Genomic DNA, 26398 nt, shown 5'->3' on the forward strand with positions numbered 1-26398 from the left:
TGATCCGGTGCGACGCTCGGTGCGTTCATCGACGCCGCGCCTAAGCTGAAGCCGTGGCGCAGAGCATCTACATCACCTCGGCCGAAGGCCATACCGGCAAGTCGACGATCGCCCTCGGGGCTCTCGATGCCCTGATGCGCGTCTCGCCGCGGGTCGGCGTGTTCCGGCCCATCGCCCGGTCGGTCACGGAACGAGACGAGATCCTGGAGCTCCTGCTCGCCCACGACGGGGTGAACCTCGACTACGACGACTGCATCGGCGTCACCTACGACGATGTGCGCGCCGACCCCGAGGCCGCGCTGTCGACGATCGTGGCGCGATTCAAGGCCGTCGAGGCGCAGTGCGACGCCGTGGTCGTGGTCGGCAGCGACTACACCGATGTGGCGAGTCCCGCCGAGCTCGGCTTCAACTCCAGGATCGCGGCGAACCTCGGCGCGCCGGTGCTGCTCGTGCTCAGCGGCCGCGACCAACAGCGTCAGGCCGAGCAGCTGGGCACGACGACGGCTCGTCCGGCTGCGGCGATCGCGCAGATCGCCGCTCTCGCCCTGTCCGAGCTCGCGGAGGAGCGTGCGGAGCTGTTCGCCGTCGCCGTGAACCGCGCCGATCCCGCAGCGCTCGACGACATCGTCGCTGCCGTGCACGCAGCCCTGCCGGCCGAGAGCACACCCGTGTGGGCGATCCCCGAGGACCGCGCACTGGTCGCGCCCTCGATCCGCGGCATCCTCGCCGCCGTCGACGGCACGCTGCTCAAAGGCGATGACGACCGGCTGACGCGAGAGGCGCTGACGATCGTCGTCGCCGGCATGTCGATGGTCAATGTGCTGCCGCGGCTCACCGAAGAGGCCGTGGTGGTGATCCCCGCCGACCGTACCGAGGTGCTGCTCGCCGCACTGCTGGCCGATTCGTCCGGCACCTTCCCGCGCATCGCCGGCATCATCCTGAACGGACCGTTCCCGCTGCCTGAGCCCATCGTGCAGCTGCTCGACGGCTTCGCGTCGTCGGTGCCGATCATCACCACCGATCTGGGCACCTACGACACGGCGGTCCGGGTGATGAGCACTCGAGGACGCATCTCCGCCGACTCGCGAACACGGTACGACCGTGCGCTCGCCCTCTTCCAGGCCCACGTCGACATCACGGAACTGACGGAGCAGCTCGGGCTCGCGGAAGCGCACGTGGTGACGCCGCTGATGTTCCAGTACGGACTCATCGAGCGCGCCCGCGCGGACCGCCGTCGCATCGTGCTGCCGGAAGGGGACGACGACCGCATCCTCCGCGCCGCGGCGACGCTGCTGGCGAGAGAGGTGGCCGATCTGACGATCCTCGGCGACGAGGCGGCCATCCGTGGTCGGGCGGCCGAGCTGGGGATCGACATCGCTGCGGCTCAGGTGCTCAGTCCCAACGACCCCGGCCTCGTCGAGCGCTTCGCCGCGGAGTACGCACGGCTGCGGGCGCACAAGGGGATCACGATCGCTCAGGCCGCCGACACCGTGACCGACGTGTCGTACTTCGGCACCATGATGGTGCATCTCGGACTCGCCGACGGCATGGTGTCCGGCGCCGCGCACACCACGGCGCACACGATCCGCCCGTCGTTCGAGATCATCAAGACCAAGCCGGGTGTGAACGTGGTCTCCAGCGTGTTCCTGATGGCGCTCGCCGACCGCGTGCTCGTCTACGGCGACTGCGCCGTGATCCCCGACCCCACCAGCGAGCAGCTCGCCGACATCGCGGTCTCGTCGGCGACGACCGCCCGGCAGTTCGGCATCGATCCACGGGTGGCGATGCTCTCGTACTCGACGGGGGAGTCCGGCTCCGGTGCCGATGTCGACAAGGTGCGCGCGGCCACGGCTCTCGTGCGCGAGCGCGCCCCAGAGCTTCCCGTCGAGGGCCCGATCCAGTACGACGCGGCGGCGGACGCGGCAGTGGCCAAGGCCAAGCTCCCCGACTCTGCCGTGGCGGGCAGGGCGACCGTGTTCGTGTTCCCCGACCTCAACACCGGCAACAACACGTACAAGGCCGTGCAGCGCTCGGCCGGCGCCGTCGCGATCGGACCGGTGCTGCAGGGCCTCAACAAGCCCATCAACGATCTCTCCCGTGGTGCCCTCGTCGCCGATATCGTCAACACGGTGGCGATCACGGCCATCCAGGCGCAGGGAGCAGAGCAGACGCAGGACCCGGCATGAGCGCCATCCTGGTCATCAACAGCGGATCCTCGTCACTGAAGTACAGCCTGATCGACATCGAGCAGGAGAACCTCCTCGCGAGCGGACTGATCGAGCGCATCGGTCAGCAGGCCAGCCCGGTCGCCCACACCGTGCGCCCCGTCGTCGACGGCGATGCCGTGCCGACGATGCTCGATGCCACCTTCCGCAGCGAGCGGCCGATCGCCGACCACGCTGAGGCGTTCGAGGTGATGCGAGAGCAGTTCGCCGCTCACGGCCCCTCGCTCGACGACCACCGCCCCGTCGCGGTCGGGCATCGCGTCGTCCACGGTGGTGCGCGCTTCTACGCCCCGACCCTCATCGACGCCGACGTGGAACGTCAGATCGACGAGCTCGCGGTGCTCGCGCCGCTGCACAACCCCGCGAACCTCGCCGGTATCCGTGCCGCGCGGGCGGTGTTCGACGAGGTGCCGCACGTCGCGGTGTTCGACACCGCCTTCCACCAGACGCTTCCGCCCGCCGCCTACACCTATGCGATCGACGCCGCGCTCGCCGCGGAGCATCGGGTGCGACGCTACGGCTTCCACGGCACGAGCCACCAGTACGTGAGCGAGTCGGCTGCCGCGTTCCTCGGCCGCGACATCTCCGAGCTCCGTCAGCTGGTGTTCCACCTCGGCAACGGCGCGTCGGTGACCGCGATCGACGGCGGCAGGTCGGTGGAGACCTCGATGGGCCTCACGCCGCTCGAGGGCCTGGTCATGGGCACACGCTCCGGAGACATCGACCCGGCGGCGCTCGTGCACCTGTCGCGCCGCGCCGGCCTGTCGATCGACGACCTCGATTCCCTGCTCAACACCCGCAGCGGGCTCGCCGGCCTCGCGGGGCGCAGTGACATGCGCGACATCCTCGCCGGTGTCGAGGCCGAGGACGACGCGGCGATCCTCGCCTTCGACGTCTACGTGCACCGCCTGCGTGCGTACGCAGGTGCCTACATCGCACAGCTCGGGGGAGTGGACGTCATCGCCTTCACGGCCGGTGTGGGCGAGAACGCGGCCCCGGTGCGCGCTGCGGCCATGGCGACGCTCGGGTTCGCCGGTGTGGAGATCGACGGGGCGAGGAACGAGGCGCGCGAGCGGGGCATCCGGCGCATCTCCACGGATGCGTCTCGCGTCACGGTGCTGGTGGTGCCCACCGACGAGGAACTGCAGATCGCCAGGCAGACGGCCGAGCTGCTCTGATCCGCTCTCGGGGGTTACCCCGTGGCGCGTCACCGCATTACGCTTGCACAGTGGCACGGAGAGGTGCCGGCCCGACGATCGCCCTTCTCCTGGAGGCTCTGTGCCCGAAGCACTGCCCGACCTGTTCCACGCTGACGGCGTGCTGTTCGACCTCGACGGCGTGCTGACCCCCACGGCCGAGGTGCACATGCGTGCGTGGAAGGCCGTCTTCGACGACGTCTTCGCCCGATGGGGCATCGCTCCGCCGTACACCGATGCCGATTACTACGACTACGTCGACGGCAAGAAGCGCTACGACGGCGTGGCGAGCCTGATGCGCAGTCGCAACGTCGAGCTGCCATGGGGCGACGTCGACGACGACCCCTCAGCCGAGACCGTGTGCGGTATCGGCAACCGCAAGAACGCCGCGTTCGCCGCATCGCTGCGCGGTCAGGGCATCGCCGCGTATCCCGGCTCGCTCGCCCTCGTCGAGGCTCTGCACGAGGCCGGCATCCCGCTCGGGGTGGTCTCGAGCTCCAAGAACGCCGAAGAGGTCCTCGGCGCCGCCGGCATCCGCTCCTTCTTCCGCATCGTGGTCGATGGCGTCGTCGCCGAGCGCGATGGTCTGGCCTCCAAGCCCGCAGCCGACATGTTCGCCGCCGGTGCCGCCGCCCTCGGCGTCGACCCGGCCCGCGCCGTAGCCGTCGAAGACGCCACGTCCGGCGCCGCTTCCGCCGCCGCAGCCGGTTTCGCGACCGTCGTCGGCGTCGACCGGGGCACGGGCGCAGACGCCCTCCGGGCCGCCGGTGCGACCGTCGTCGTCGGCGACCTCGCCGTCTTCCTTCCCGCCTCCCGCACCGAGACCCCGGAGTCCGCATGATCGATCGCGACCGCTTCCCCGTCGACCCGTGGCGTCTGATCGACACGCATTACTCGGAGGAAGGCGTCGGCGAGACGCTGTTCTCGGTCGGCAACGGCTACCTGGGTCTGCGCGGCAACCACATCGAGGGTCGCGGCGCCCAGGAGCACGGCACCTTCATCAACGGGCTGCACGAGACGTGGCCGATCCGCCATGCCGAACAGGCCTACGGCTTCGCCGAGGTCGGGCAGACGATCGTCAACGCACCGGATGCCAAGGTCATGCGGGTGTACGTCGACGACGAGCCGATCTCGCTCGACGACGCCGACGTGCGCGAGTACCGTCGCACCCTCGACCTGCGCACCGGCGTGCTCGAGCGCTTCGTCGTGTGGGAGACGCCGTCGGGCAAGCGGGTGCGGATGCGTGACGAGCGGATCGTGAGCTTCGAGGAGCGCCACCTCGCGGTACTGCGACTCGAGGTCGTGGTGGAGAACGCGGATGCGCCGGTCACGATCAGCTGCCAGCTGCTGAACAGGCAGGACGGCGCTGGCGTCTACGCCGGTACGCCGATCGGCACCAAGGCCGCGGCGTTCGACCCCCGCAAGGCCGAGAAGATCGCCGATCGCGTGCTGGAGCCCGCCGAGCACTGGCAGGACGGGCTGCGCTCTGCGCTGTCCTACCGCGTCGCCGATTCGGGGATGACGGTCGCGGTGGTCGCCGACCACGTGGTGGAGACCGAGAACGAGTTCAACGCCCGCACGCTCGTCGAGCCCGACATCGCGAAGAACGTCTTCCGCGTGCAGGCGAAGGCCGGTGTGCCGATCACCGTGACCAAGCTCGTCAGCTACCACACGTCGCGTGGCGTGCCCCCGAGGGAGCTGGTCGACCGGTGCCGGCGCACGCTCGATCGGGCTGCGGACGAGGGCGTCGAGACGGTGTTCCGTCGTCAGAGGGAGTGGCTGGACGCGTTCTGGGACCGCAGCGACGTGCAGATCGGAGGACGGGACGACCTGCAGCAGGCCACCCGCTGGTGCCTCTTCCAGCTCGCTCAGGCATCGGCGCGCGCCGACGGCGCCGGAGTGCCGGCCAAGGGCGTCTCGGGTTCGGGATACAGCGGCCACTACTTCTGGGACACCGAGATCTACGTGCTCCCCTTCCTCACCTACACGTCGCCCCGATGGGCCTACAACGCCCTCCGCGCACGGGTGGGGATGCTGCCGGCCGCACGGCGCAGGGCGGCCCAGCTCAACGAGGCGGGAGCCCTGTTCCCGTGGCGCACGATCAACGGCGAGGAGGCCTCCGCCTACTACGCCGCCGGCACCGCGCAGTACCACATCAACGCCGACATCAGCTTCGCGCTCGGCAAGTACGTGCGTGCCACCGGGGATGAGGAGTTCCTGCGCCGCGAGGGCGCGGACATCGCGATCGAGACCGCGCGGCTGTGGGCGACGCTCGGGTTCTGGCGTGCTTCGCGTCTGGTCGAGGAGACCGGGGCGGGCGACGGGATCGACACGTTCCACATCCATGGCGTCACCGGCCCTGACGAGTACACGACGGTCGTCAACGACAACCTGTACACGAACGTCATGGCGCGCTACAACCTCCGCTACGCGGCCAAGGTCGTGCGCGAGATCCGCGAGAGCTATCCCGAGGACTACGTGAAGCTCGTCGATCGCACGGGACTCGGACCAGGAGAGGCCGAGGCCTGGGACCGCGCGGCCGAGGCGATGTACATCCCCTACAGCGAGGGGCTCGGCATCCACCCGCAGGACTCGCTGTTCCTCGAGCGCGAGGTCTGGGACCTCGCCAACACCCCGGCCGAACAGCGTCCGCTCCTGCTGCACTTCCACCCTCTGGTGATCTACCGGTTCCAGGTGCTCAAGCAGGCGGATGTCGTGCTCGCGCTGTTCCTGCAGGGCAATCACTTCACGCCGGAGGAGAAGAAGGCCGACTTCGACTACTACGACCCGCTGACCACCGGCGACTCGACGCTGTCGGCCGTCGTGCAGTCGATCCTGGCGGCCGAGGTGGGGTACCAGGACCTCGCGCAGAAGTACTTCGAGCAGTCGCTGTTCGTCGACCTGCACGACCTGCACCACAACGCGGCTGACGGCGTGCACGTGGCGTCGGCGGGCGGGGTGTGGACAGCGCTGGTGTGCGGTTTCGGCGGTATGCGCGACTACGCCGGCGACCTCAGCTTCGACCCGAGGCTCCCTGCCGGATGGCCGTCGCTGTCGTTCCCGCTGCAGTGGCAGGGGTCGACCTTGAGGGTGACGGTGACGAAGGACGAGCTCCGCGTCGAAGTGCGCAACGGGCCGCCCGTGCCCTTCAGCGTGCGGGACACGGCCTACATCGCGACGGTGGAGGATGAGGTCGTCGTGCCGCTCGCCGATCAGGGTCCGCTGATCCCCGGACGGCCGACCCTCCGGCAGTTCGCCGACGCCCGACGCGAGGACGGGACGCGCATGTCGGCGTCCGTTCCCGTGATCACCACGGCGATCCCGGTGATCGAACCGATCGACTGACCGCTCGGCCCGCCGAAGGTCGGTGGCACGCCGTAGGCTGTTGTGGTGACCACAGCCCTCTACCGCCGCTACCGCCCCGAAGCATTCGGCGAGATGATCGGGCAGTCCCAGGTGACCGATCCGCTGATGACGGCGCTGCGAGGCGACCGGGTCGGCCACGCCTACCTGTTCTCCGGTCCTCGCGGGTGCGGGAAGACGACGTCTGCGCGCATTCTGGCGCGGTGCCTGAACTGCGCCGAGGGGCCGACCGACGTGCCCTGCGGAGTGTGCCCGAGCTGCGTCGAGCTGTCGCGCGCCGGCGGTGGATCGCTCGACGTGGTCGAGATCGACGCCGCGAGCCACAACGGCGTCGACGACGCGCGCGACCTGCGTGAGCGGGCCACCTTCGCCCCGAGCCGCGACCGCTACAAGATCTTCATCCTCGACGAGGCGCACATGGTGACGCCCCAGGGGTTCAACGCGCTGCTGAAGCTCGTCGAAGAGCCGCCGGAGCACGTCAAGTTCATCTTCGCGACCACCGAGCCCGAGAAGGTGCTCGGCACCATCCGCTCGCGCACCCACCACTATCCGTTCCGACTCGTGCCGCCTGCCGCGATGCTCGAGTACGTCGCCAAGCTGTGCGCCGAGGAGGGCGTGATCGTCGAGCAGGGTGTGCTCCCGCTCGTGGTCCGCGCGGGAGGCGGTTCGCCGCGTGACACCCTCTCGCTCCTCGACCAGCTGATCGCCGGGTCGGACGCTCCGGCCGGGTCCGAGACGGTCACGGTGGGCTACGCGCGCGCTGTCGCCCTGCTCGGATACACGCACGCTGCGCTGCTCGACGAGATCGTCGACGCGCTCGCGGCCGGCGACGCCGCATCCGCCTTCCCCGCGATCGACCGCGTGGTGCAGACCGGCCAGGACCCTCGCCGCTTCGTCGACGACCTGCTCGAGCGTCTGCGCGACCTCATCGTGATCGCGGCGGTCGGGCCCGGAGCCTCCGCCGTCCTGCGCGGGGTCGCGGAAGACGACCTGGAGCGCATGCGGGCTCAGGCCGACGCATTCGGCTCCGCCAGGCTCTCGCGCACGGCCGATGTGGTCAGCGCCGCCCTCGACGACATGTCCGGCGCCACCTCGCCACGGCTGCACCTCGAACTCATGGTCGCGCGCGTCCTCGCCGGAGCGACCGACACCGCCGCGTCGGCGCCCGTGGCTGGAGGCGAGCGCGCGGCCACGGCTTCCGCCCGTCCGACTGCTGCTCCGGCCGCGGCAGCCCCAGCCCCGGCAGCTCCGGCCCCGGCAACTCCGGCCCCGGCAGCGGTAGCACCGTCTGCACCCCCGGCAGCCCCAGCTCCGGCGCCAACTGCATCGGTTCCGTCCGCCGCTCCTTCGGGGGCGCCCGCCGCCGCTGCCGCGGCACCGGCGCCCACCGCGGCGGAGTCCGCCCCTGCCGATCAGCGCCCGGCAGACGAGCAGGGAGAAGGCGCGCGAGGCGCAGACGAGACCGCCGGCGTCGCTCCCGAAGCAGCAACCCCCGAGGTCGCCGCACCGCAGGGGCCGGTCACCTTCGAGCGGATCCGTGCAGCGTGGCCGGCGGTGCTCACGCGTCTCGAGAGCATCAGCCGCACGTCCTGGTTGCTGGCCACGGCCGTGCAGCCGCTTGCCTACGTCACCGAGACCGAGGTGTTGACCCTCGGGTTCACCAGCCAGCACGATGTGGCGAAGTTCAAGGGCACGACCCCCGGCTCCGGTCCCTCCGATCACCTGCGGTCGGCGATCGAGAACGAGCTCGGCGTGCGCGTGAAGTACCTGCCGGCGCCCATGCCGGCGGGAGGTGCTCCGCGTCAGCCCTCGCCGTCAGGGGCGTCGACGCCGGCGGATGCCGCTCCCGCATCGGAGCCTGCGTCAGCGGGTTCCCCCCGTCCGCAGTCCCGCAGCGCCTCCGCCTCGGCGGTGACGGAATGGGCTGTCGCGCCGATCCCGACCGCGACCGAGCGGCCGGTGAACCAGGCTCCGGTTCCGACGGCGCCCCTCGCCGTCGACGACGAGCCCGAAGAGGTCGAGGCTGCCGCTTCGGCTCCCGCGCCCCCCTCCGACGGTGCCGTGGACCGAGACGAGCCCCCGCTGCCCGGCGATGACGAGGCTCCGGCCTTCGACGATGAGCCGCCGTACGACCCTTCGTACGAGCCGCCCGCAGAGTCGCCGCTCCCGCGGCAGGCGTCTCCTGCGCGGTCCGCGCCGCAGACGCAGCGCACCGCTGTCGCCGCCGCCCCGCCGGTCGTCGTCGAGCGCCAGCCCTCCGCCGGGGGAGTGCAGCGCTACGGTGAGGCCGTGATCCGCCAGGTGCTCGGCGCGACGTTCGTGCGCGAAGAGCCCTACGAGCCCCCGACGAGGTTCTCCTGATGTATGACGGCATCGTCCAAGAGCTGATCGACGAGTTCGGACGGCTTCCCGGTATCGGGCCCAAGTCCGCCCAGCGCATCGCATTCCATATCCTGCAGACGCCGACGTTCGATGTCGCGCGTCTCGCCGAGCTGCTCGGCGAGATCCGTACCCGCGTGCGGTTCTGCGAGGTCTGCGGCAACGTCGCCGAGCAGGAGCGCTGCGCCATCTGCCGCGATCCGCGCCGCAGCCAGGCGCTGATCTGCGTGGTCGAAGACGCGAAAGACGTCGCGGCGATCGAGCGCACCAGGGAGTTCCGCGGGCTCTACCACGTGCTCGGCGGAGCGATCAGCCCCATCGCCGGCATCGGTCCGGACGATCTGCGCATCGCCCAGCTGATGACACGCCTCGCCGACGGCACGGTGCAGGAGGTCATCCTCGCCACCAACCCGAACCTCGAGGGGGAGGCGACCGCGAGCTACCTCAGCCGTCTGCTCACGACGATGCAGATCACGGTCTCCCGCCTCGCTTCCGGGCTGCCCGTCGGCGGAGACCTCGAGTACGCCGACGAGGTCACCCTCGGTCGTGCCTTCGAGGGCCGGCGCATCCTGTGAGCCCGAACGCGGGCTTCTCGCGGCGCGGCTGGCTCCTCTTCGGGGCCATGGCGCTGCTGTGGGGAGTGCCGTATCTGTTCATCAGCGTCGCTGTCGAGTCGTTCTCCCCGCCGGCGATCGTGGCGGGGCGCACTCTCATCGCGGCTCTCCTACTGCTGCCCTTCGCGATCCGCAGCGGAGCGCTGCGAGCCGCTCTGAAGCACTGGCCCTGGGTGCTCGCCTTCGGTGCCGTCGAGATGGCAGGGCCTTTCGTGCTGCTCGGGCATGCCGAGATGACGCTGCCCTCGGGCATGACCGGTCTGCTCGTGGCGACGGTGCCGCTGTTCGCCGCCCTGATCGCCCTGGGCGGCGGTGACCGCGGAGTGCTGAGGCCCGCCCGCGGCATCGGACTGCTGGTCGGCTTCGTCGGCGTGGCAGTCGTGGTCGCCGGTCCTGGACTCTTCGGCGGCGAGGTCAGCCTTCTCGCCGCTGGTGAGGTGCTCCTGGTCGCCGTGCTGTACGCGATCGCGCCGTTCATCGTGGCGCGCAAGCTCAACGACGTCCCCTCGCTCGGCACCATCACCCTGTCCCTGCTGATGATCGGGATCCTCTATCTGCCGATCGGAGCGCTCACCCAGCACGAGGTGCCCACGCTGCCGTCGATCGTCGCGCTTCTCGCACTCGCAGTGATCTGCACGGCGGTGGCGTTCCTGGCGTTCTTCGCGCTCATCCGTGAGGTCGGACCTGTGCGCGCCCCGCTGTTCACCTACGTGAATCCGGTGGTCGCGATCATCCTCGGTGCCATCGTCCTCGCCGAACCCCTGACTCCCGGTCTGCTGCTCGGCTTCCCGCTGATCATCGTCGGATGCTGGTTCGCTGCCACCGGCGGCCGCCTCCGTCCGGTCTCGCCCCAGGCGCTCCCGCCCTCGCTCTGACGCCTGCTCGCCGCGCACCCGGCAGGTGTCACATGCGCGGCGGGGCATACGCGCCGATCGTAGAATGAGCGTGGGCGGATCCGCCCATCATCCCAGGGAGTGATCGTGGCCCTCATCGTGCAGAAGTACGGCGGCTCATCCGTCGCCGACGCAGAGAGCATCAAGCGCGTCGCCAAGCGCATCGTCGACACGCGTCGCGCAGGACACGACGTCGTGGTCGCCGTGAGCGCCATGGGCGACACCACCGACGAGCTGCTCGACCTCGCGAACGAGGTCGCACCGATCCCTGCTCCGCGCGAGCTGGACATGCTGCTCTCCAGCGGAGAGCGCATCTCGATGGCGCTGCTGGCCATGGCGATCCACTCGATGGGCTTCGAGGCGCGCTCCTTCACCGGCAGCCAGGCGGGCATGATCACCGACTCGCAGCACGGTGCCGCCCGCATCGTCGACGTGACGCCGGTGCGCCTGCGTGAAGCCCTCGACGAAGGGGCGATCGTGATCGTGGCCGGGTTCCAGGGCTTCAACCGCGACACCCGCGACATCACGACCCTCGGTCGTGGAGGATCCGACACCACCGCCGTCGCGCTCGCCGCCGCGCTCGACGCCGACGTGTGCGAGATCTACAGCGACGTCGACGGCATCTTCACCGCCGATCCGCGTGTGATCCCGAAGGCGCAGAAGCTCGACCACGTCTCGAGCGAGGAGATGCTCGAGCTCGCAGCCAACGGGGCCAAGGTGCTGTACATCCGCGCCGTCGAGTACGCACGCCGCCACGGGGTCCTCATTCACGCTCGGTCGACCTTCTCGTCGTCCGAGGGCACGTACGTTCTGGGCGAGGGCATGAAGAACCCTCGCGAAGCCGAGGGAGCAGTCATGGAAGAACCGATCGTCGCCGGCGTCGCCACCGACTTCAGCCAGGCCAAGATCACGGTCGCGGGCGTGCCCGACGTGCCGGGCAAGGCCGCCGAGATCTTCAAGATCGTCGCGAAGTCGGGCGCCAACGTCGACATGATCGTGCAGAATGTGTCGGCGACCGGACGCACCGACATCTCCTTCACTGTGCCGAAGGCGGATGCCGCCGGTGCCCTCAAGGCCCTCGCGGGGGAGCAGACCGAGGTCGGGTTCCAGAACCTGATCCACGACGACCAGATCGGCAAGCTCTCGGTCGTCGGGGCCGGCATGCGCACGCACTCCGGCGTCTCCGCGACGCTCTTCGAGGCGCTCTCCGCCGGAGGAATCAACATCGAGATGATCTCGACCTCCGAGATCCGCATCTCCGTGGTGCTCCGCGACACCGACCTCACCGAGGCCGCTCGCACCGTGCACACCGCCTATGGGCTCGACGGCGACGCCGAGGCCACGGTCCACGCCGGCACCGGCCGCTGATCTCTGCCGTTCCCCCTCGTTTTCCTGCCGACGACTCGAGTGCGGGGAGCGGAGAGCCGGCACTCCTTCCGGTCGCGGTAGACTCACCGCAACCCTGACACCGGCGCCAGGCGCAGCCTCAGCACCCCGACGCCGCGCCCGAAGCCTCGTACGCAGTACCGCACGACGCCAAGGAACATCATGACCCGCATCTCCGATTCAGGACTCTCCGTCGCCATCGTCGGCGCCACCGGCCAGGTGGGCACCGTGATGCGCGAGATTCTCGCCGAGCGGTCGTTCCCGATCCGCGATCTGCGGCTGTTCTCGTCCGCGCGCTCTGCCGGCACGACGATCGAGTTCGGCGGCGCCACCGTCATCGTGGAAGACGTCGAGACCGCGGACGCTGCGGGGATCGATATCGCCCTGTTCTCGGCCGGTGCCACGGCGAGCCGTGCCTACGCACCCCGATTCGCCGCAGCCGGCGCCGTGGTCGTCGACAACTCCAGCGCCTGGCGCATGGACCCCGAGGTGCCGCTCGTTGTCAGCGAGGTCAACCCGCACGCGATCGACGAGCGCCCCAAGGGCATCATCGCGAACCCGAACTGCACCACGATGGCCGCGATGCCCGTGCTGAAGGCGCTGCACGCGGAGGCCGGTCTCGAGCGTCTGATCGTCTCCACCTACCAGGCCGTCTCCGGGTCCGGTCTCGCCGGTGCCCAGGAGCTCCTCGGTCAGGTCGAGGGAGTGCTGGCCCAGGGCGACACCCTGCGCCTCGTGCACGACGGATCCGCGGTCGACTTCCCCGAGCCGGAGAAGTACATCGCGCCCATCGCGTTCGATGTCATCCCTTTCGCCGGCAACCTCGTCGAGGATGGCGACAACGAGACGGACGAGGAGAAGAAGCTCCGCAACGAGAGCCGCAAGATCCTCGAACTCCCCGATCTTCGCGTCGCCGGCACCTGCGTGCGCGTACCGGTCTTCACCGGGCACTCGCTGTCGATCAACGTCGAGTTCGCCGACGACATCACGCCCGAGCGTGCACGCGAGGTCTTGAGCTCCGCTCCCGGCGTCGTGCTCGACGAGGTGCCGACGCCGCTGCAGGCTGCGGGGCAGGACCCGAGCTTCGTGGGTCGCATCCGTGCCGACCAGTCCGCCCCCGAGGGCAAGGGGCTCGTGCTGTTCCTCAGCAATGACAACCTGCGCAAGGGCGCCGCGCTGAACGCGGTGCAGATCGCCGAGATCCTGGCCGAGCGCCTGGCGGTCATAGCCTGACGGTATCCCCGTCATGTGGAAGAGGTCTGGTGGAACCGGCCGCATGGTCGGCGGCAGCGCGCCCGCGAACTAGACTGGCTCGGTGACTGAAAACGTCGATGTCGTCCTGATCGGCGGTGGCATCATGAGCGCCACCCTGGGTACTCTCCTGCACGAGCTGCAGCCGGAGTGGAAGATCGTCGCCTTCGAGCGACTCTCCGAGGTGGCTCAGGAGAGCTCCAACCCGTGGAACAACGCCGGCACGGGCCACGCCGCCCTGTGCGAGCTGAACTACATGCCCCAGCAGGGCGACGCTCCACTCGACCCCGCCAAGGCGGTGTCGATCAACGAGCAGTTCCAGCAGAGCCGTCAGTTCTGGTCGTCTCTGGTGGAGCGGGGCGTGCTCGACGAGCCGTCGACCTTCATCAACGCAACACCGCACATGACGTTCGTGCGGGGCGAGAAGGACGTCGCCTACCTCAAGAACCGCTACGAGGTGCTGAAGAAGCAGCCGCTGTTCGCGGGCATCGAGTACAGCGAGGACTCTCGCGTCATCAACAAGTGGGCGCCGCTGCTCATGCAGCAGCGGCGCAAGGGCGAGCCCTTCGCTGCGACGCGTGTGCCCGCCGGTACCGATGTCGACTTCGGCTCCCTCACGCACCAGCTCTTCGACCACCTGACCGACGCTGGCGTTTCGTTGCGCACGAATCACGAGGTGCGCAGCCTGAAGAAGCAGAAGGACGGAACCTGGCTGGTCAAGTACCGCAACAGCATCGGTCACACCCCGAGCGAGGTCAGGGCCCGCTTCGTGTTCGTCGGTGCGGGTGGCTGGGCGCTCAAGCTGCTGCAGAATTCCGGTATCCCCGAGATCAAGGGCTACGGCGTCTTCCCGATCGGCGGGCAGTTCCTCAAGACCACGAACCCGACCATCGTCGCTCAGCACAAGGCGAAGGTGTACTCGCAGGCGTCGGTCGGCGCTCCGCCCATGTCGGTCCCGCACCTCGACACCCGTGTCGTCGATGGCGAGGCCTCCCTCATGTTCGGACCGTTCGCGACCTTCAGCCCGAAGTTCCTGAAGAACGGTTCGATGCTCGACATCGTCACCCAGGTGCGTGCGCACAACCTGCTGCCGATGTTGCAGGTCGCGGTGAAGAACCCCGACCTCATCACGTATCTCGTGAGCGAGCTGCTGAAGAACCACGCCAAGAAGGTCGACAGCCTCCGCACCTTCATGCCCACGGCCAAGGATGAGGACTGGACCCTCATCGATGCCGGTCAGCGCGCCCAGGTGATGAAGAAGGACCCGAAGAAGGGTGGCATCCTGCAGTTCGGCACCGAGGTCGTCGCGGCGGCCGACGGTTCCATCGCGGGCCTGCTGGGGGCGTCGCCCGGAGCATCCACCGCCGTCCCGATCATGCTCGACCTGCTCAAGAAGTGCTTCCCGGCCGAGTACCCGGGGTGGGAGCCGGAGCTGCGTGCCCTGATCCCCACATTCGGTGAGAAGCTGAACGAGAACCCGGAGCTCGCGGAGAAGTCGACCGAAGCCACGGCAGCCGTCCTCGGCATCAACGTCTGAGATCGTCCCGTGGCGAAGCTCTACTTCCGCTACGGCGCGATGAACTCGGGCAAGTCGACTGCTCTGCTGCAGGCTGCCTACAACTACGAGGAGCGTGGGCAGCGGGTGCTGCTCGCGAAGCCGGCGATCGATACCAAGGGCGCGTCCGAGATCGAGAGTCGGCTGGGCGTCACACGCCGGGTCGACTTCCTCATCGCCCCCGACGACGATGCACGAAGGGTGTTCGCGAAGCATCGTGAGCGCATGCAGCATGCGACCGACGACGAGCTGCTTCCCGAAGGCCCGCGCGACGTGGCGTGCCTGCTGATCGACGAGGCGCAGTTCCTCACCCCGACTCAGGTCGACGACCTCTTCCGGATCGCCGTCGTCGACGGCATCCCGGTGATCGCCTACGGCATCCGGAACGACTTCCTCACCCACGCCTTTCCCGGTTCCGCGCGCCTACTCGCGATCGCGCACTCGCTGGAGGAGCTCAAGACCATCTGCCGGTGCGGACGGAAGGCCGTGTTCAACGGCCGCGTCGTGGGCGGGCGCTTCGTGTTCGACGGCGACCAGGTCGCCATCGACGAGGGCGCGACCGGGTCGGCGTCGCCCGAGCTGACCACTTACGAGTCGCTGTGCGGCACCTGCTATCTCGAGGAATCCGGCGGACGCCTGGGCTGAGCCCGCCGCCCTCACCCGCGCCCGGCGCAGCGGGTGTGTCGGCGACCCTGTTTGCGTGGTCTGACCACACGCGATACTCTGTGGTCAGACCACAGGAGGATCGATGGCGGACCAGCCGGCACGCGCATGGCGCCTCGTGCTCGAGCACATCGAACGCGACCTGCTCGACGCGCGCCTCGGCCCGGGGGACCGACTGCCGTCCGAGCGGGATCTCGCCACCGAGCTCGGCGTCGGGCGTTCGAGCGTCCGTGAGGCGTTCCGTGTCCTCGAGGTGATGGGGCTCATCCGCACCGCTACCGGTTCCGGCCCGCAGTCGGGGGCCATCGTGATCGCGACGCCCACGGGAGGCATGTCGGCGCTGCTGAGGCTTCAGGTCGCGGCGCAGGGCTTCCCCCTCGACGATGTCGTGCGGACTCGTCTGGTGCTCGAGGATGCGGTGGTGGTGGCGATGGCCGGCGCACCGGAGCGTGACACGAGCCGCGCGCGGGAACTGCTCGCCGCGATGGACGAACCCCTGCTCTCGCCATCGGAGTTCCTCGCCCTCGACGCTCAGCTGCACCTCTCGCTCGCCGAGGCCAGCGGCAACACGGTCATCGCCGCGATGATGGCTGGCCTGCGTTCCTCGATCGAGTCCTACGTGCAGGCGGGTGTCGCCACCATCCCGGACTGGGAGGCGATGTCGGCCCGGCTCCGTGCCGAGCACCGCGCGCTGGTCGCCGCGATCGATGCCGGTGACGTGGATGCCGCGCGGTCCCTGATCCACACGCACATCACCGGCTACTACACGTCCACGGGCCTCACCCGTGAGATCCACCCCCAGATCTGAGAGGCACATCATGGTGCAGCGCCAGTTCCCGAACCCCGCCGAACTCCTCGAGCTGATGAAGTTCAAGAAGCCGGAGCTCGACGGCCGCAAGCGACGGCTGGAGGGGGCCCTCACCATCGACGACCTGCGCCTGATCGCCAAGCGACGCACGCCCAAGGCGGCCTTCGACTACACCGACGGAGCCGCGGAGGGCGAGCTGTCCCTCACCCGGGCCCGTCAGGCTTTCCGGGACGTGGAGTTCCATCCCGGCATCCTGCGTCCGGCTCCCACGGTCGACACGACCGTCGACATCCTCGGCGGTCCGTCCGCTCTGCCTTTCGGGATCGCGCCCACCGGCTTCACGCGCCTGATGCAGACCGAGGGGGAGACCGCCGGTGCTGGAGCTGCCGCGGCCGCCGGCATCCCGTTCACGCTCTCCACGCTCGGCACCACCTCGATCGAGGGTGTCAAGGCTGCCAACCCGCAGGGGCGCAACTGGTTCCAGCTCTACGTCATGCGCGACCGCGAGATCTCCTACGAACTCACCCGTCGTGCGGCGGCGGCGGGCTTCGACACCCTCCAGTTCACGGTCGACACCCCGGTCGCCGGTGCGCGCCTTCGTGACAAGCGCAACGGTTTCAGCATCCCGCCTCAGCTCACGCTCGGCACGATCATCAACGCGATTCCGCGGCCGTGGTGGTGGTATGACTTCCTCACCACGCCGAAGCTCGAGTTCGCCTCCCTCAGCACCACAGGGGGCACGGTGGGGGAGCTGCTGGATGCGGCGATGGACCCGACGATCAGCTACGACGATCTCGCGGTGATCCGCGACATCTGGCCGGGCAAGATCGTCATCAAGGGCGTGCAGAACGTCGAGGACTCGGTGCGCCTGCGTGACGCCGGAGTCGACGGCATCGTCCTCTCGAACCACGGAGGGCGTCAGCTCGACCGCGCGCCCATCCCCTTCCATCTGCTGCCGGAGGTGCGTCGGGCGGTCGGCGACGACTTCACGGTCATGATCGACACCGGCATCATGAACGGCGCCGACATCGTCGCCGCGGTGGCGCTCGGCGCGGATTTCACGCTGATCGGGCGGGCCTACCTCTACGGTCTGATGGCGGGTGGACGTCAGGGCGTCGACCGCACGATCGCGATCCTGCGCAGCGAGATCGAGCGCACGATGCGCCTGCTGGGTGTCGCGTCCCTCGCCGAGCTCGAGCCCGCGCACGTGACCCAGCTGACCAGGCTGGTTCCCGTCGCACGCGCCGCCGCGGAGGCCCGCGTGAGCTGAGAGCCTGCCTGGGCGTCAATACCCGGTCGGCGCCGGCTTCAGGACTGCGTGGCCACGGATCGCGTGCGTGGAGGCCACGGCACGAGCATCGATGTCGTGCGGCGGTAGTCGGCGTATGCCGGGTACTTCGACGCGGTGATCGACTCGGTGAAGATCGTCGAGCCGATGAACAGCACGGTGAGGAGCGCGGGACCGATGATCGTCGGGTTCAGCACGCCCCCGATGACTCCGGCACCGTCCGTGACCGCGGCCGTCGCACCGATCGCGTAGAAGGCCCACCACTGCGCCTGCTCGAAGAAGAAGTTGGGGTGCCTGCTGTACCGGAACAGTCCGGTCGTGGCAAAGCCGGGAGGGAGGGTGCCGCCCGCCTTCTTCTTCCGCTGATGGAACACCCACTGCTGCTGGTCGGCGATCGTCTCGCCGACCAGGAACGCGAGGAACGCGGCGATGAACAGCGCATCCCATCCGGTGAGCGCAGACGGATTCCGGGCGGCGAGGGCAGCCGGCAGCGTGATGAGCACGAGCAGCGCCATCTGGTAGCAGATGATGAACAGCAGGTTGAAGATCTGGAACTGCCAGGGACGCATGCGTCCTCGGAGGATCGCCCATCGGTAGTCCTCCATCCCGGTGTAGCCACCCTTGCGGGCGAAGTTGAAGGTCAGCCGGGCTCCCCACGCCGTCGCCAGGACACCCATCAGGACGACGCGTGCCGAACCCTCGCCGTTCACGAAGGCCCCGGCGACGAAGATCCACACATAGGCGACGGGGACGATCGACCAGGCGCGATCGACCCAGGAGGTGTCACGGGTGATCAGGGAGAGCACCCAGCAGGCCGCACTGGAGACCGCGGCGACGACGATGACGATCAGGAGGGCATCCATGACGCCATGCTAGGACCATGCGGCGGTGGCGTGCCGCACGACACCATGTGGATCAGAGGGTCAGCAGGAGTGCGTCGAGTCTGTCGGCGGTGTCTTCCCAACCCTCCACGGCGATGGAGGGCACGCCGATCGCGAGCACCGGATAGTCGTTCCCGCCCTCATCGAGCCGGTCGCCGTAGAACAGCATGTCGGTGAGGGCGATGCCGGTGTGTTCGGCGAGCTGCCGCATGCCGAAGGCCTTGTCGATGCCTGCCTGGGTGATGTCGATGGAGGTCGATCCACCGGAGCGGACCTCGAGGCCGGGCAGACGTGCGGCGACGGCGTCCCGCAGAGCGCTCCGCTTGGCGCCCGTCGGGTCCCACCCGTGCTTCGCCTCGCGCGGCGCGCGTTGCCCGAGTGCCGAGAACGTGATCTGGGATCCGCGGTCTTCCAGGATGTCGCCCCACGGCTCGGCTTCCCATAGCCCGAGGCGCTCGGCCTCCTCGCGCAGAGCCGTGAGAGCCGCCTGCTTGTCTGCGTCGCTGAGATCGTGCGCGTAGACCGGTGCGAAGTCCGTGCCGTCGTGGCGGAGGTAGCGGGTGCCGCAGGTGGGCAGCAGGTGCAGGCGCGCGAGGTCAGCGGCATCCGCATCGCCGAGTCGGGCGACGACCTGCGATCGGAACTGCGCCTCGTTGCCGCCGGAGATGATGGCGACGTCGACGGTGCGCAGGAGTGCGCGCAGCAGATCGGCGATCCTCGGGTCGATCAGACCCTTCGAAGGGGCGAGCGTGTCATCGAGATCGAAGGCGACGAGCGTGGGCGTGGTCATGATGTCTCCAGCCTAGAAGGTGGACGCTGAGAGGATCTCGGGGCGAGCAGCAGGGTGAAGACGAGCGCGACGGTGACGCCGAGGATCGCGCCGGTGGAGTTGGCCACGACATCGTTCACGGTCGCCGCGCGGTGGGGGAGAGCCACGCGCTGAGCGGTCTCGATCATCGCGGACAGCAGCGGTCCCACCAACAGTGCGAGGAACCACACGCGGCGGGGGAGGAGCAGGAAGGCGAGGATGCCGACCGGCACGAAGACCAGCACGTTCGCGATGATCTCGAGGCGCGTGAAGTCGAGCCACTCCCAGCCGAGACGGTGTGTGGTCGTGAGGATGACGTCGAGCAGGTTCGGCATCGAGTCCTCGACCTTCGACGGCGTGAGGGCGAGGGCGGCGAGGCCGATCAGGAACGGGACGCTGAGGACGAGCGCCCATACCCGGGTGAAACGGCGCGGCGGCGGGAGCAGAGAGCTCATGCGTTCCCTTCGTGCACGGTCCCGGTACAGAGAAGGCCGCCCCTGAGGGCGGCCTTCCGGTGTTACTGGTCGGGGTGACAGGATTTGAACCTGCGACCTCTTCGTCCCGAACGAAGCGCGCTACCAAGCTGCGCCACACCCCGTTTGCAACCCTCCGAGTCTACAGGGAAATGCTCCCCGCGCCGAATCGAGGCCGGATCACACCTGTGCGGTGATGCGCACGGTGATGAGCGCGACGATCAGGAGCAGGAGCCCTCCGCCCGTGGATGCCGCGAGCGTGATGAGGCGCGCACGCCCGCGTGGCAGAGCCATGCAACCGGCGGTGACCAGGATGGGCCAGGCATTCGACGTCGTCAACACCCACACGGACAGCATCCCGACGGCACTTTCGCTGTTCCCTCCGCTGGCGCCCAGACCGATGGCCCACGCGACGATCACACCCCAGATCAGCGTGAACAGGAATGCGAGAGCGGCGAGAAGCACGCGCGCAGGGGGACGCACGAGCGAGCGGATTCCACGGAGCAGAGCCGTCGCGGGCAGCAGGACACCGATGATGAACACCGCGAGCAGAGTGAGGGCGGATCGAGGCCAATCCGCCAGTCCGAGCGGTGGGCGCGTGGCCTCACTGACGAGGGGCAGAGCGAGCACCGAGAAGGTCAGTGGGATCAGGAGGTACATCGCGCTCGCCCCGAAGGCTGCGGTCCGTGCCGTCTTCGCCTCGCCGGGCGGAAGCAACTGCGTCACCCGGCGTGCTCAGCGCCGAGGCTGTGCCGTGAGCGTGAGAAGCGTCGCCTCGGGTCGACAGGCGAAGCGGACCGGCGCGTAGATGGAGTGTCCGCACCCCGCGCTGACGTTGAGCGGCACGGTGCGTCCGCCGTGCGACCAGGTGCTGAGCCCCTTGGCCTGCTTGAGCGGGATGTCGCAATTCGCCACGAGAGCCCCGTACCCGGGAATGCACACCTGACCGCCGTGCGTGTGGCCTCCGAGGATCGCATCGGCACCGAGATCGGTGAAGCCGTTGAGCACCCGCTGATACGGCGCGTGCGTGACGCCGAGGACGGGCGCCGCCGCGTCACGAGCGCCGAGTGCCGAGATCGCGTCGGGAAGCGCGTCCAGCCGGTCCCAGTCACGGTGGGCGTCGTCGACGCCGAAGAGATCGACGTCGGTGCCTGCGATGCGCAACCGTGCTGCGGCATTGTTCAGGTCGGTCCAGCCCAACTCATCCGTGAAGTACCGGTCCATCGCGTCGGTGTCGAGCAGCTCCGGTTTGTGGTTCTTCTTGGATGGGCCGAGGAAGTAGCGGAAAGGGTTCCGCGGAGACGGCGCTGCCACGTCGTTCGAGCCGTGCACGAACACGCCGGGGATACCGGCGAAAGGAGCGAAGGCACGCCGGATGCCGTCGAGTCCGTTCTCATGGCCGAGATTGTCCCCGGTGTTCACGATGAGGTCGGGCTTCAGTTCGGCGAGGGAGGCGAGCCAGTCCTGTTTGCGATGTTGCCACGGCGCCATGTGCGCATCGGAGATGTGCAGGATGCGCAGCGGTGCTGCGCCGGGCGGGAGGGCCACTGCTGAGGCCTCGCGCACGGTGAACAGGTACCGCTCGATGCCGATGCCCCAGATGGCAGCGCCGGCACCCACGGCCCCCACCGCGCCGAGCGCGATGAGGGCCGGGTGCGCGCCGCGTCGTGCCGCTACTGGCACGTCACACGCACGGCGGTGGACTTGCTGGCCGCAGTGCCCGGCGCAGGGTCGGAGTTGCCCACGACGGATGTCGGCGGATTGCACGAGTTGTCGAACTCGATGTCCGTGAAGCCGGCCGCCCCGAGCGCAGCGGTCGCCTGAGCTCTCGACATCCCCACGAGGTTCGCGGGGACGGTCGTCCCCTGGCCGTTACTGGTCGTGAGCGTGACCGTCGCGCCGTTCGGAGCTTCCCCTGTGGGGTCCTGACCGGCGACCAGACCGGCGGCGAGATCGCTGTCGACCGCCCCTCCGACGGAGACCTGGAAGCCGGCATCGGTGAGGATGCCGGTCGCCTCCTCGACGGACTTGCCCACGACGCTCGGAACCGTCGTCAGCTGCTGTCGGGTCAGCTTGCCGTCCGGCTTCGGGAAGGCGTCTCCGCCGTACGCGGCGTTGGCTGCCCCCTGCGCGGCCTTGGCCAGGGGGTATCGCATGTCGTTGAGGTTCCAGCCGTTGGCCCGCTTCTGGTAGATATTGGCCTGACCCTGCCAGCGACCCGCCCAGACGGCGGTGGTGACCTTGGTGCTGGACTCGATCATCATGGTCGACCAGCGGTCGTGCGTACCGGTCTTGCCGATGAGGGGAGTGCCGTCGTTCGGGTTGGCGCGGGATCCGGTGCCACCGCCGCTCATCACGCTCTGCAGCGCGAAGGCGGCAGTCGCCGCGATCTCGGGCTGCAGCACGCCGTCGGTGCAGGACGACGCGGGCAACTCGCGGTCTTTACCGTCGGCGCCGACCACGCGATCGATCGCGCGAGGCGTGCAGTACTTTCCGCCGCTCGCGACGGTCGCATAGGCGTTCGCCATGGCGAGAGGAGAGATGTTCTTCGGTCCCAGCACATCGAAGGGGACGTTCTCGTCGGTGACCTTGCCACCGTTCGCGAGCGTCACACCCATGCGGTCGGCAACCTTGTTGATGTCGCAGACATCGAGCTTCGACGCCATCGCGAAGTACCCACTGTTGAGGGAGTTCCTCGTGAAGTTCAGCACCGAGCTCGTCCCGCCGCCGCCGCCGCCGAAGTTGCCGATCTTCTTCGTGTCGGTGCTCTGCTTGGCGCCGCACACGGGGATCCTCAGATTCGTCTGGACGCTTCCGTTGAGCACCTCGTTGACGGAGTGGCCCTTCTCGAGCCAGTCGATCAGCGTGAACAGCTTGTAGGTCGATCCGACCTGGAAGCCCCCAGAGTTGCCGTGGTCCTTGTCACCGGCGAACACCAGCGATGTGTAGGCCTGGTCGTCGGTGGGCGTCTCGGTGAACATGGTGTTCTGCGTCATCGAGAGGATTCGTCCGGTGCCGACCTCGACCGAGACGCCGGCGGCGCCGAAGTTCTGGTTGTCGGCGTTGGCGGGAACGATCTCGGACATGCTCTCGGCGGCCGGGTTCTGGATGCGGTAGTCCAGCGTGGTGTAGATCTTCAGGCCACCGCGGCGGAGCAGATCCGTGCGCTCCTGCTGCGTCTTCCCGAAGGCCTCGTCGTTCAGGACGATCGACTTCACGTACTGGCAGAAGTACGCGCTGGTTCCGGCGGATGCACACCCCTGCGTCGGGGGGTTGAGCGCGGGCGTGATCTCCGATGCGTCGGCCTCGTCGTACTGTGCCTGCGTGATCTTGCCGTCGGCGAGCATGCGACCCAGCACGTAGTGACGGCGGTCCTTCGTGAGTGCGTACCCATCCGCTGCCGTGTTCAGCGCCACGCCCTCGGAGTTCGTGATCGTGCCTTCCGGCTTGTCGATCCGGTAGGTGTTCGGGTTCTGCACGATGCCGGCGAGAGTCGCCGACTGCGCGACCGTGAGGTTCGCGGCCGTCGTGGAGAAGTAGTAGTTCGCGGCCGCCTCGATGCCGTACACGGTTCCACCGAAGTTGGCGATGTTCAGGTAGCCGAGGAGGATGTCGTTCTTCGAGAAGTCCTTCTCGATCTGGATCGCGTAGCGCATCTCCTGCAGCTTGCGCTCGATGCCCTTCGCCCCTGTCGCGTTGGTGGCGTCGAGCCAGCACTGCTGGAGGTCTTCCGAGTAGGTGTCAGACGTGGTGTCGACGTCCTGCTCGCACTTCTGGATCAGCACGTTCTTCACGTACTGCTGGCTGATCGTCGACGCACCACGGCTGGAGGTGCCTCGTACGTTGTCGACCAGGGCCTTCACGGTCGCGCCGATGTTGACCCCGCCGTGACTGTAGAAGTTCTTGTCCTCACTCGACAGGATCGCGTCGTAGAGGGTGGGGGAGACCTGCTCGTAGGTCACCGGCACGCGGTTCTGCTCGTAGAACGACGCGAGCTCGACCTGCGAACCGTCGGGGGCGGTCGCGTAGATGGTCGACTGCTCCATCGGCGTGCTCGGGTCGAGGCTCTCGGGGAGCTGATCGAAGAGGGTGAGAGCCTGGGTGCCTGCGAGGCCGGTCATCGCGAGCACCGGGGTGACGCTGGCCGTGACGAGGAGACCGGCGACGGCGCTCAGGCCGACGAGCCCGACGAGACCGCCGAGCACGCCTCTCACCGTGCGATTCTTTTGGGGCATACGCTTGATCGTAGGGGAGTTCCCTGAATACCGCCTTTGACGAGCCCGCCCCGGATTTCCGGTGCCGCGCCCCGATCGACAGGAGTGCCATGACCACGTGGGAGTACCTCACCACGCCGCTGCTGATCCACAACACGGCAGCCATCCTCAACAACTGGGGCAAGCAGGGCTGGGAGCTCGTGCAGGTCGTGCAGGGGCCCGAAGGCGGGCTCGTCGCCTACCTGAAGCGCCCCGTCACGTCCGACGCGTCGACGAATGCCGGCCTCGCCGCCGCAGAACAGGCCGCCCGTCAGTTCGAGGGAGGCCAGGCATGAGCGTCTCCGCCCGCCTCGCCGAGCTCGGCATCGAGCTGCCTCCGGTCGCCGCCCCGGTCGCCGCTTACGTCCCTGCGGTCGTGCACGGGGGCCTCGTCTACACCTCGGGCCAGCTGCCGTTCGTCGACGGTGCGCTGCCGGCCACGGGCAAGGTGGGCGCCGACGTCTCCGCCGAGGATGCGAAGACCTACGCCCGCACGTGTGCGCTGAACGCTCTGGCCGCGGCGGCGGATGCCGCGGGTGGTGTCGACCGCATCGGCGGCGTGCTCCGCGTCGGCGGGTTCGTCGGATCCGCGGGCGGTTTCACGGGGCAGCCCGCCGTCATCAACGGCGCGAGCGAGGTGCTCGGTGAGATCTTCGGTGATGCGGGGCGCCACGCACGCGCGGCTGTCGGCGTCGCGGAGCTCCCGCTCGGCAGTCCGGTCGAGGTCGAGGTGACGTTCCTCCTCGCCTGAATGCGTCCCGGCGGCGTCCTCCGTCGTGTCCGCAAGAGAAACGCGCCTCCCCGAGATGGGGAGGCGCGTTTCTCTTGCCTGCTGCTCGTCCTACTTCACCTGCGCCGAGATGATGCTCATCACGGCCGTGTCGGCGAGCGTCGTCGTGTCTCCCACCTCGCGGCCCTCGGCCACATCGCGGAGGAGGCGACGCATGATCTTGCCGGAGCGGGTCTTCGGCAGCTCGCCGACGATGTAGACGTCGCGCGGACGGGCGATGGCGCCGATCTGCTCGCCGACCCACAGGCGCAGCTGCTGCGCGAGGCCCGCGGGCTCGTGCGCGGCGAGGTAGCTCTCCTTGATGATGACGAAGGCCACCACGGCCTGGCCGGTTGTTGTCAAAGTATGCGTCAGCGATCGGTTCGTCGGGGTTGAGCGGAGAGGGGCGACGTTGTCATTCTCGTCGTCAGTCCCGATGCCCGGTCCGGTGAGGAGACCGCGACAAGTCTCGCGGACGATGGGGAGCATCGCCAGCTCGAGCTCGCCCGAGGCCGCCCGCGCCGATGGCGCCGGCGGCCTCCGCCCGTGTCACCGCATCAGACGCGCGTACGGCGCCGCGTCCGCAGCGATGAGCCGATCAGTGCGCCCGCTCCGAGCACGAGCAGTGCTGCCCCGACCCAGAGCGCCGGGCTCAACTCGCCTCCGGTCGCGGCGAGTTCATTGCGCTGCACGGTCACCGCGGCAACGACGGTGAGGCCGATGTCGTCGAAGCTGAGGATGAGGTGGTGCTCCCCGTCCGTGACGCCGGTGAGGTCGAAGCCTCCGGTGATGGCGGCGCGGTCCCACCGAACAGTGCCGAGCGATACCGGGGTCGATCGCATGTTGCCGATGATCGACGACTGCGAACCCTGCATCTTCGTCAGGAATGAGGACATCAGGTCGGCCGCTTCACTGCGCTTGTCGGTCAAGCCGGCCAGTCGCAGCATATCCGTCTGCTGAGTGTTCGTGACGGCGTCGCGTTCGACGCGCAGCGTTGCGACGAGGTCGGCAGCGGCCGTTCTCACCTCGGTGGAGTCCGACGTCGCCGAAAGGAGAACGTGCGACCCCACGGCCGGGCGTGCGGCCGCTATCGCAGTGGCCAGCGACTCATCAGTCGGCCCGGCGACGTATGCGTTCAGAGCCGTGATGGCCGCGTTGAGCGTGACCACGCGGGCGTTGCGTTTCTGCACATCCGTGACCTGAGAGGAAAGCTGCTGGTCGAGCAGCCGGACACGCTGATCCTGGACAGCGCGCAGAGCCCCTTCGAGATCGAACGCGGTGAGCGAGATCTCGTTCACGGTCACGCCCGGCAGCCTGGAGACCACTGGCGACAGTAGCTGGGATGCGGCGGCCGCCTCGTTCGTAGACGGCCGCTCCGCGAGGCCGAGCGCCTGTCCCGAGCCGTTGAGGAGAGGGAATGTGACATTCGGTGTGCCCGCCGCGGCCGCGAGCAGGTCGGCAAGCTCGGGCTCCGAGATGCCGCTGAAAGCGCCGGTGAGACCGACATCGTCCGGGCGCTGGAAGACCGCGATGTAGGCCTGCTGTACCGGGTCGGTGGAGGGCGTGGGCGTCGGTGTCGGGGTGTCTGTGGGG

21 protein-coding genes, 1 tRNA gene and 2 pseudogenes are annotated in these 26398 nt (G+C 68.8%); 15 read left to right on the forward strand and 9 right to left on the reverse strand.

Going from position 1 to position 26398, the window contains the following annotated elements; translation table 11 throughout:
* The first annotated feature begins 53 nt into the window (after positions 1-53).
* The 13 genes from pta (at position 54) to AAY78_RS08785 (ending at position 17603) form a co-directional block, all read left to right on the forward strand.
* Complete coding sequence (gene pta / locus AAY78_RS08725) at positions 54-2186, forward strand: phosphate acetyltransferase (protein WP_046747900.1); 2133 nt, start codon at positions 54-56, stop codon at positions 2184-2186.
* A complete protein-coding gene (locus tag AAY78_RS08730; protein ID WP_046747901.1) occupies positions 2183-3403 on the forward strand; it encodes an acetate/propionate family kinase in 1221 nt (406 codons plus the stop codon). The genes pta and AAY78_RS08730 overlap by 4 nt, the downstream gene beginning before the upstream one ends.
* A gap of 100 nt (positions 3404-3503) precedes the next feature.
* Positions 3504-4262 (forward strand): HAD-IA family hydrolase, encoded by a 759-nt coding sequence (locus tag AAY78_RS08735; protein WP_046747902.1) that lies wholly within the window; start codon positions 3504-3506, stop codon positions 4260-4262.
* Entirely contained in the window at positions 4259-6766 is a 2508-nt protein-coding gene (locus tag AAY78_RS08740; RefSeq protein WP_046747903.1) for a glycoside hydrolase family 65 protein, read from the forward strand. Before AAY78_RS08735 ends, AAY78_RS08740 begins: the two co-directional genes overlap by 4 nt.
* 45 nt (positions 6767-6811) lie before the next feature.
* On the forward strand, positions 6812-9145 hold the full coding sequence (locus tag AAY78_RS08745; RefSeq protein ID WP_197077682.1) for a DNA polymerase III subunit gamma and tau: 2334 nt from the start codon (positions 6812-6814) through the stop codon (positions 9143-9145).
* Positions 9145-9738, forward strand: coding sequence for a recombination mediator RecR (gene recR, locus AAY78_RS08750; protein ID WP_046747905.1), 594 nt, complete (start codon positions 9145-9147; stop codon positions 9736-9738). Before AAY78_RS08745 ends, recR begins: the two co-directional genes overlap by 1 nt.
* A complete protein-coding gene (locus tag AAY78_RS08755) occupies positions 9735-10652 on the forward strand; it encodes a DMT family transporter (RefSeq protein WP_046747906.1) in 918 nt (305 codons plus the stop codon). The genes recR and AAY78_RS08755 overlap by 4 nt, the downstream gene beginning before the upstream one ends.
* Positions 10653-10757: 105 nt before the next feature.
* Positions 10758-12038: an aspartate kinase gene (locus tag AAY78_RS08760; RefSeq protein WP_046747949.1), complete on the forward strand. Its 1281-nt coding sequence runs from the start codon at positions 10758-10760 to the stop codon at positions 12036-12038.
* A 180-nt stretch (positions 12039-12218) separates the two neighbouring features.
* On the forward strand, positions 12219-13289 hold the full coding sequence (locus tag AAY78_RS08765; protein ID WP_046747907.1) for an aspartate-semialdehyde dehydrogenase: 1071 nt from the start codon (positions 12219-12221) through the stop codon (positions 13287-13289).
* Positions 13290-13371: 82 nt separating this feature from the next.
* Positions 13372-14844, forward strand: a complete 1473-nt coding sequence (locus AAY78_RS08770) for a malate:quinone oxidoreductase (protein WP_046747908.1) — start codon at positions 13372-13374, stop codon at positions 14842-14844.
* Positions 14845-14853: 9 nt separating this feature from the next.
* Complete coding sequence (locus AAY78_RS08775) at positions 14854-15507, forward strand: thymidine kinase (RefSeq protein ID WP_046747909.1); 654 nt, start codon at positions 14854-14856, stop codon at positions 15505-15507.
* A gap of 103 nt (positions 15508-15610) precedes the next feature.
* Positions 15611-16333 carry a FadR/GntR family transcriptional regulator gene (locus AAY78_RS08780; protein WP_046747910.1) on the forward strand — a complete coding sequence of 241 codons (723 nt, stop codon included), beginning with the start codon at positions 15611-15613 and terminating at the stop codon, positions 16331-16333.
* Positions 16334-16343: 10 nt separating this feature from the next.
* A complete protein-coding gene (locus tag AAY78_RS08785; RefSeq protein ID WP_046747911.1) occupies positions 16344-17603 on the forward strand; it encodes an alpha-hydroxy acid oxidase in 1260 nt (419 codons plus the stop codon).
* A gap of 38 nt (positions 17604-17641) precedes the next feature.
* Here the strand turns inward: AAY78_RS08785 and AAY78_RS08790 are convergent, their stop codons facing one another.
* The 7 genes from AAY78_RS08790 to AAY78_RS08820 all read right to left on the reverse strand — a co-directional run bounded on the left by AAY78_RS08790 (position 17642) and on the right by AAY78_RS08820 (position 24018).
* Positions 17642-18484 carry a DUF1295 domain-containing protein gene (locus AAY78_RS08790; protein WP_046747912.1) on the reverse strand — a complete coding sequence of 281 codons (843 nt, stop codon included), beginning with the start codon at positions 18482-18484 and terminating at the stop codon, positions 17642-17644.
* 52 nt (positions 18485-18536) lie between these two features.
* Positions 18537-19292 carry an HAD-IIB family hydrolase gene (locus tag AAY78_RS08795; RefSeq protein ID WP_046747913.1) on the reverse strand — a complete coding sequence of 252 codons (756 nt, stop codon included), beginning with the start codon at positions 19290-19292 and terminating at the stop codon, positions 18537-18539.
* Positions 19289-19765: a VanZ family protein gene (locus AAY78_RS08800; protein WP_052748706.1), complete on the reverse strand. Its 477-nt coding sequence runs from the start codon at positions 19763-19765 to the stop codon at positions 19289-19291. Before AAY78_RS08800 ends, AAY78_RS08795 begins: the two co-directional genes overlap by 4 nt.
* A 66-nt stretch (positions 19766-19831) precedes the next feature.
* A tRNA-Pro gene (locus AAY78_RS08805) sits at positions 19832-19908 on the reverse strand.
* Between the two features lie 55 nt (positions 19909-19963).
* Positions 19964-20509, reverse strand: coding sequence for a hypothetical protein (locus AAY78_RS08810; protein ID WP_046747914.1), 546 nt, complete (start codon positions 20507-20509; stop codon positions 19964-19966).
* A 9-nt stretch (positions 20510-20518) separates the two neighbouring features.
* Positions 20519-21466 carry a metallophosphoesterase gene (locus AAY78_RS08815; RefSeq protein ID WP_082108626.1) on the reverse strand — a complete coding sequence of 316 codons (948 nt, stop codon included), beginning with the start codon at positions 21464-21466 and terminating at the stop codon, positions 20519-20521.
* Positions 21457-24018 carry a transglycosylase domain-containing protein gene (locus AAY78_RS08820; protein WP_046747915.1) on the reverse strand — a complete coding sequence of 854 codons (2562 nt, stop codon included), beginning with the start codon at positions 24016-24018 and terminating at the stop codon, positions 21457-21459. The genes AAY78_RS08815 and AAY78_RS08820 overlap by 10 nt, the downstream gene beginning before the upstream one ends.
* 89 nt (positions 24019-24107) lie before the next feature.
* Here AAY78_RS08820 and AAY78_RS08825 point away from each other — a divergent pair, with 89 nt between their 5' ends.
* Both AAY78_RS08825 and AAY78_RS08830 read left to right on the forward strand, forming a co-directional pair.
* Positions 24108-24332 carry a hypothetical protein gene (locus AAY78_RS08825; protein WP_021199127.1) on the forward strand — a complete coding sequence of 75 codons (225 nt, stop codon included), beginning with the start codon at positions 24108-24110 and terminating at the stop codon, positions 24330-24332.
* The gene (locus tag AAY78_RS08830; protein WP_046747916.1) at positions 24329-24787 is read left to right on the forward strand and encodes a RidA family protein; all 459 of its coding nucleotides are present in this window, start codon (positions 24329-24331) and stop codon (positions 24785-24787) included. Before AAY78_RS08825 ends, AAY78_RS08830 begins: the two co-directional genes overlap by 4 nt.
* A gap of 90 nt (positions 24788-24877) precedes the next feature.
* Here the strand turns inward: AAY78_RS08830 and AAY78_RS08835 are convergent.
* Positions 24878-25162, reverse strand: a pseudogene (locus AAY78_RS08835) (AMP-binding enzyme); the annotation flags it as partial.
* A 200-nt stretch (positions 25163-25362) separates the two neighbouring features.
* A pseudogene (locus AAY78_RS19910) lies at positions 25363-26398 on the reverse strand (hypothetical protein); the annotation flags it as partial.

The sequence above is a fragment of the Microbacterium sp. Ag1 genome, from assembly GCF_001005635.1.
Taxonomy (GTDB): Bacteria; Actinomycetota; Actinomycetes; order Actinomycetales; family Microbacteriaceae; genus Microbacterium; species Microbacterium oxydans.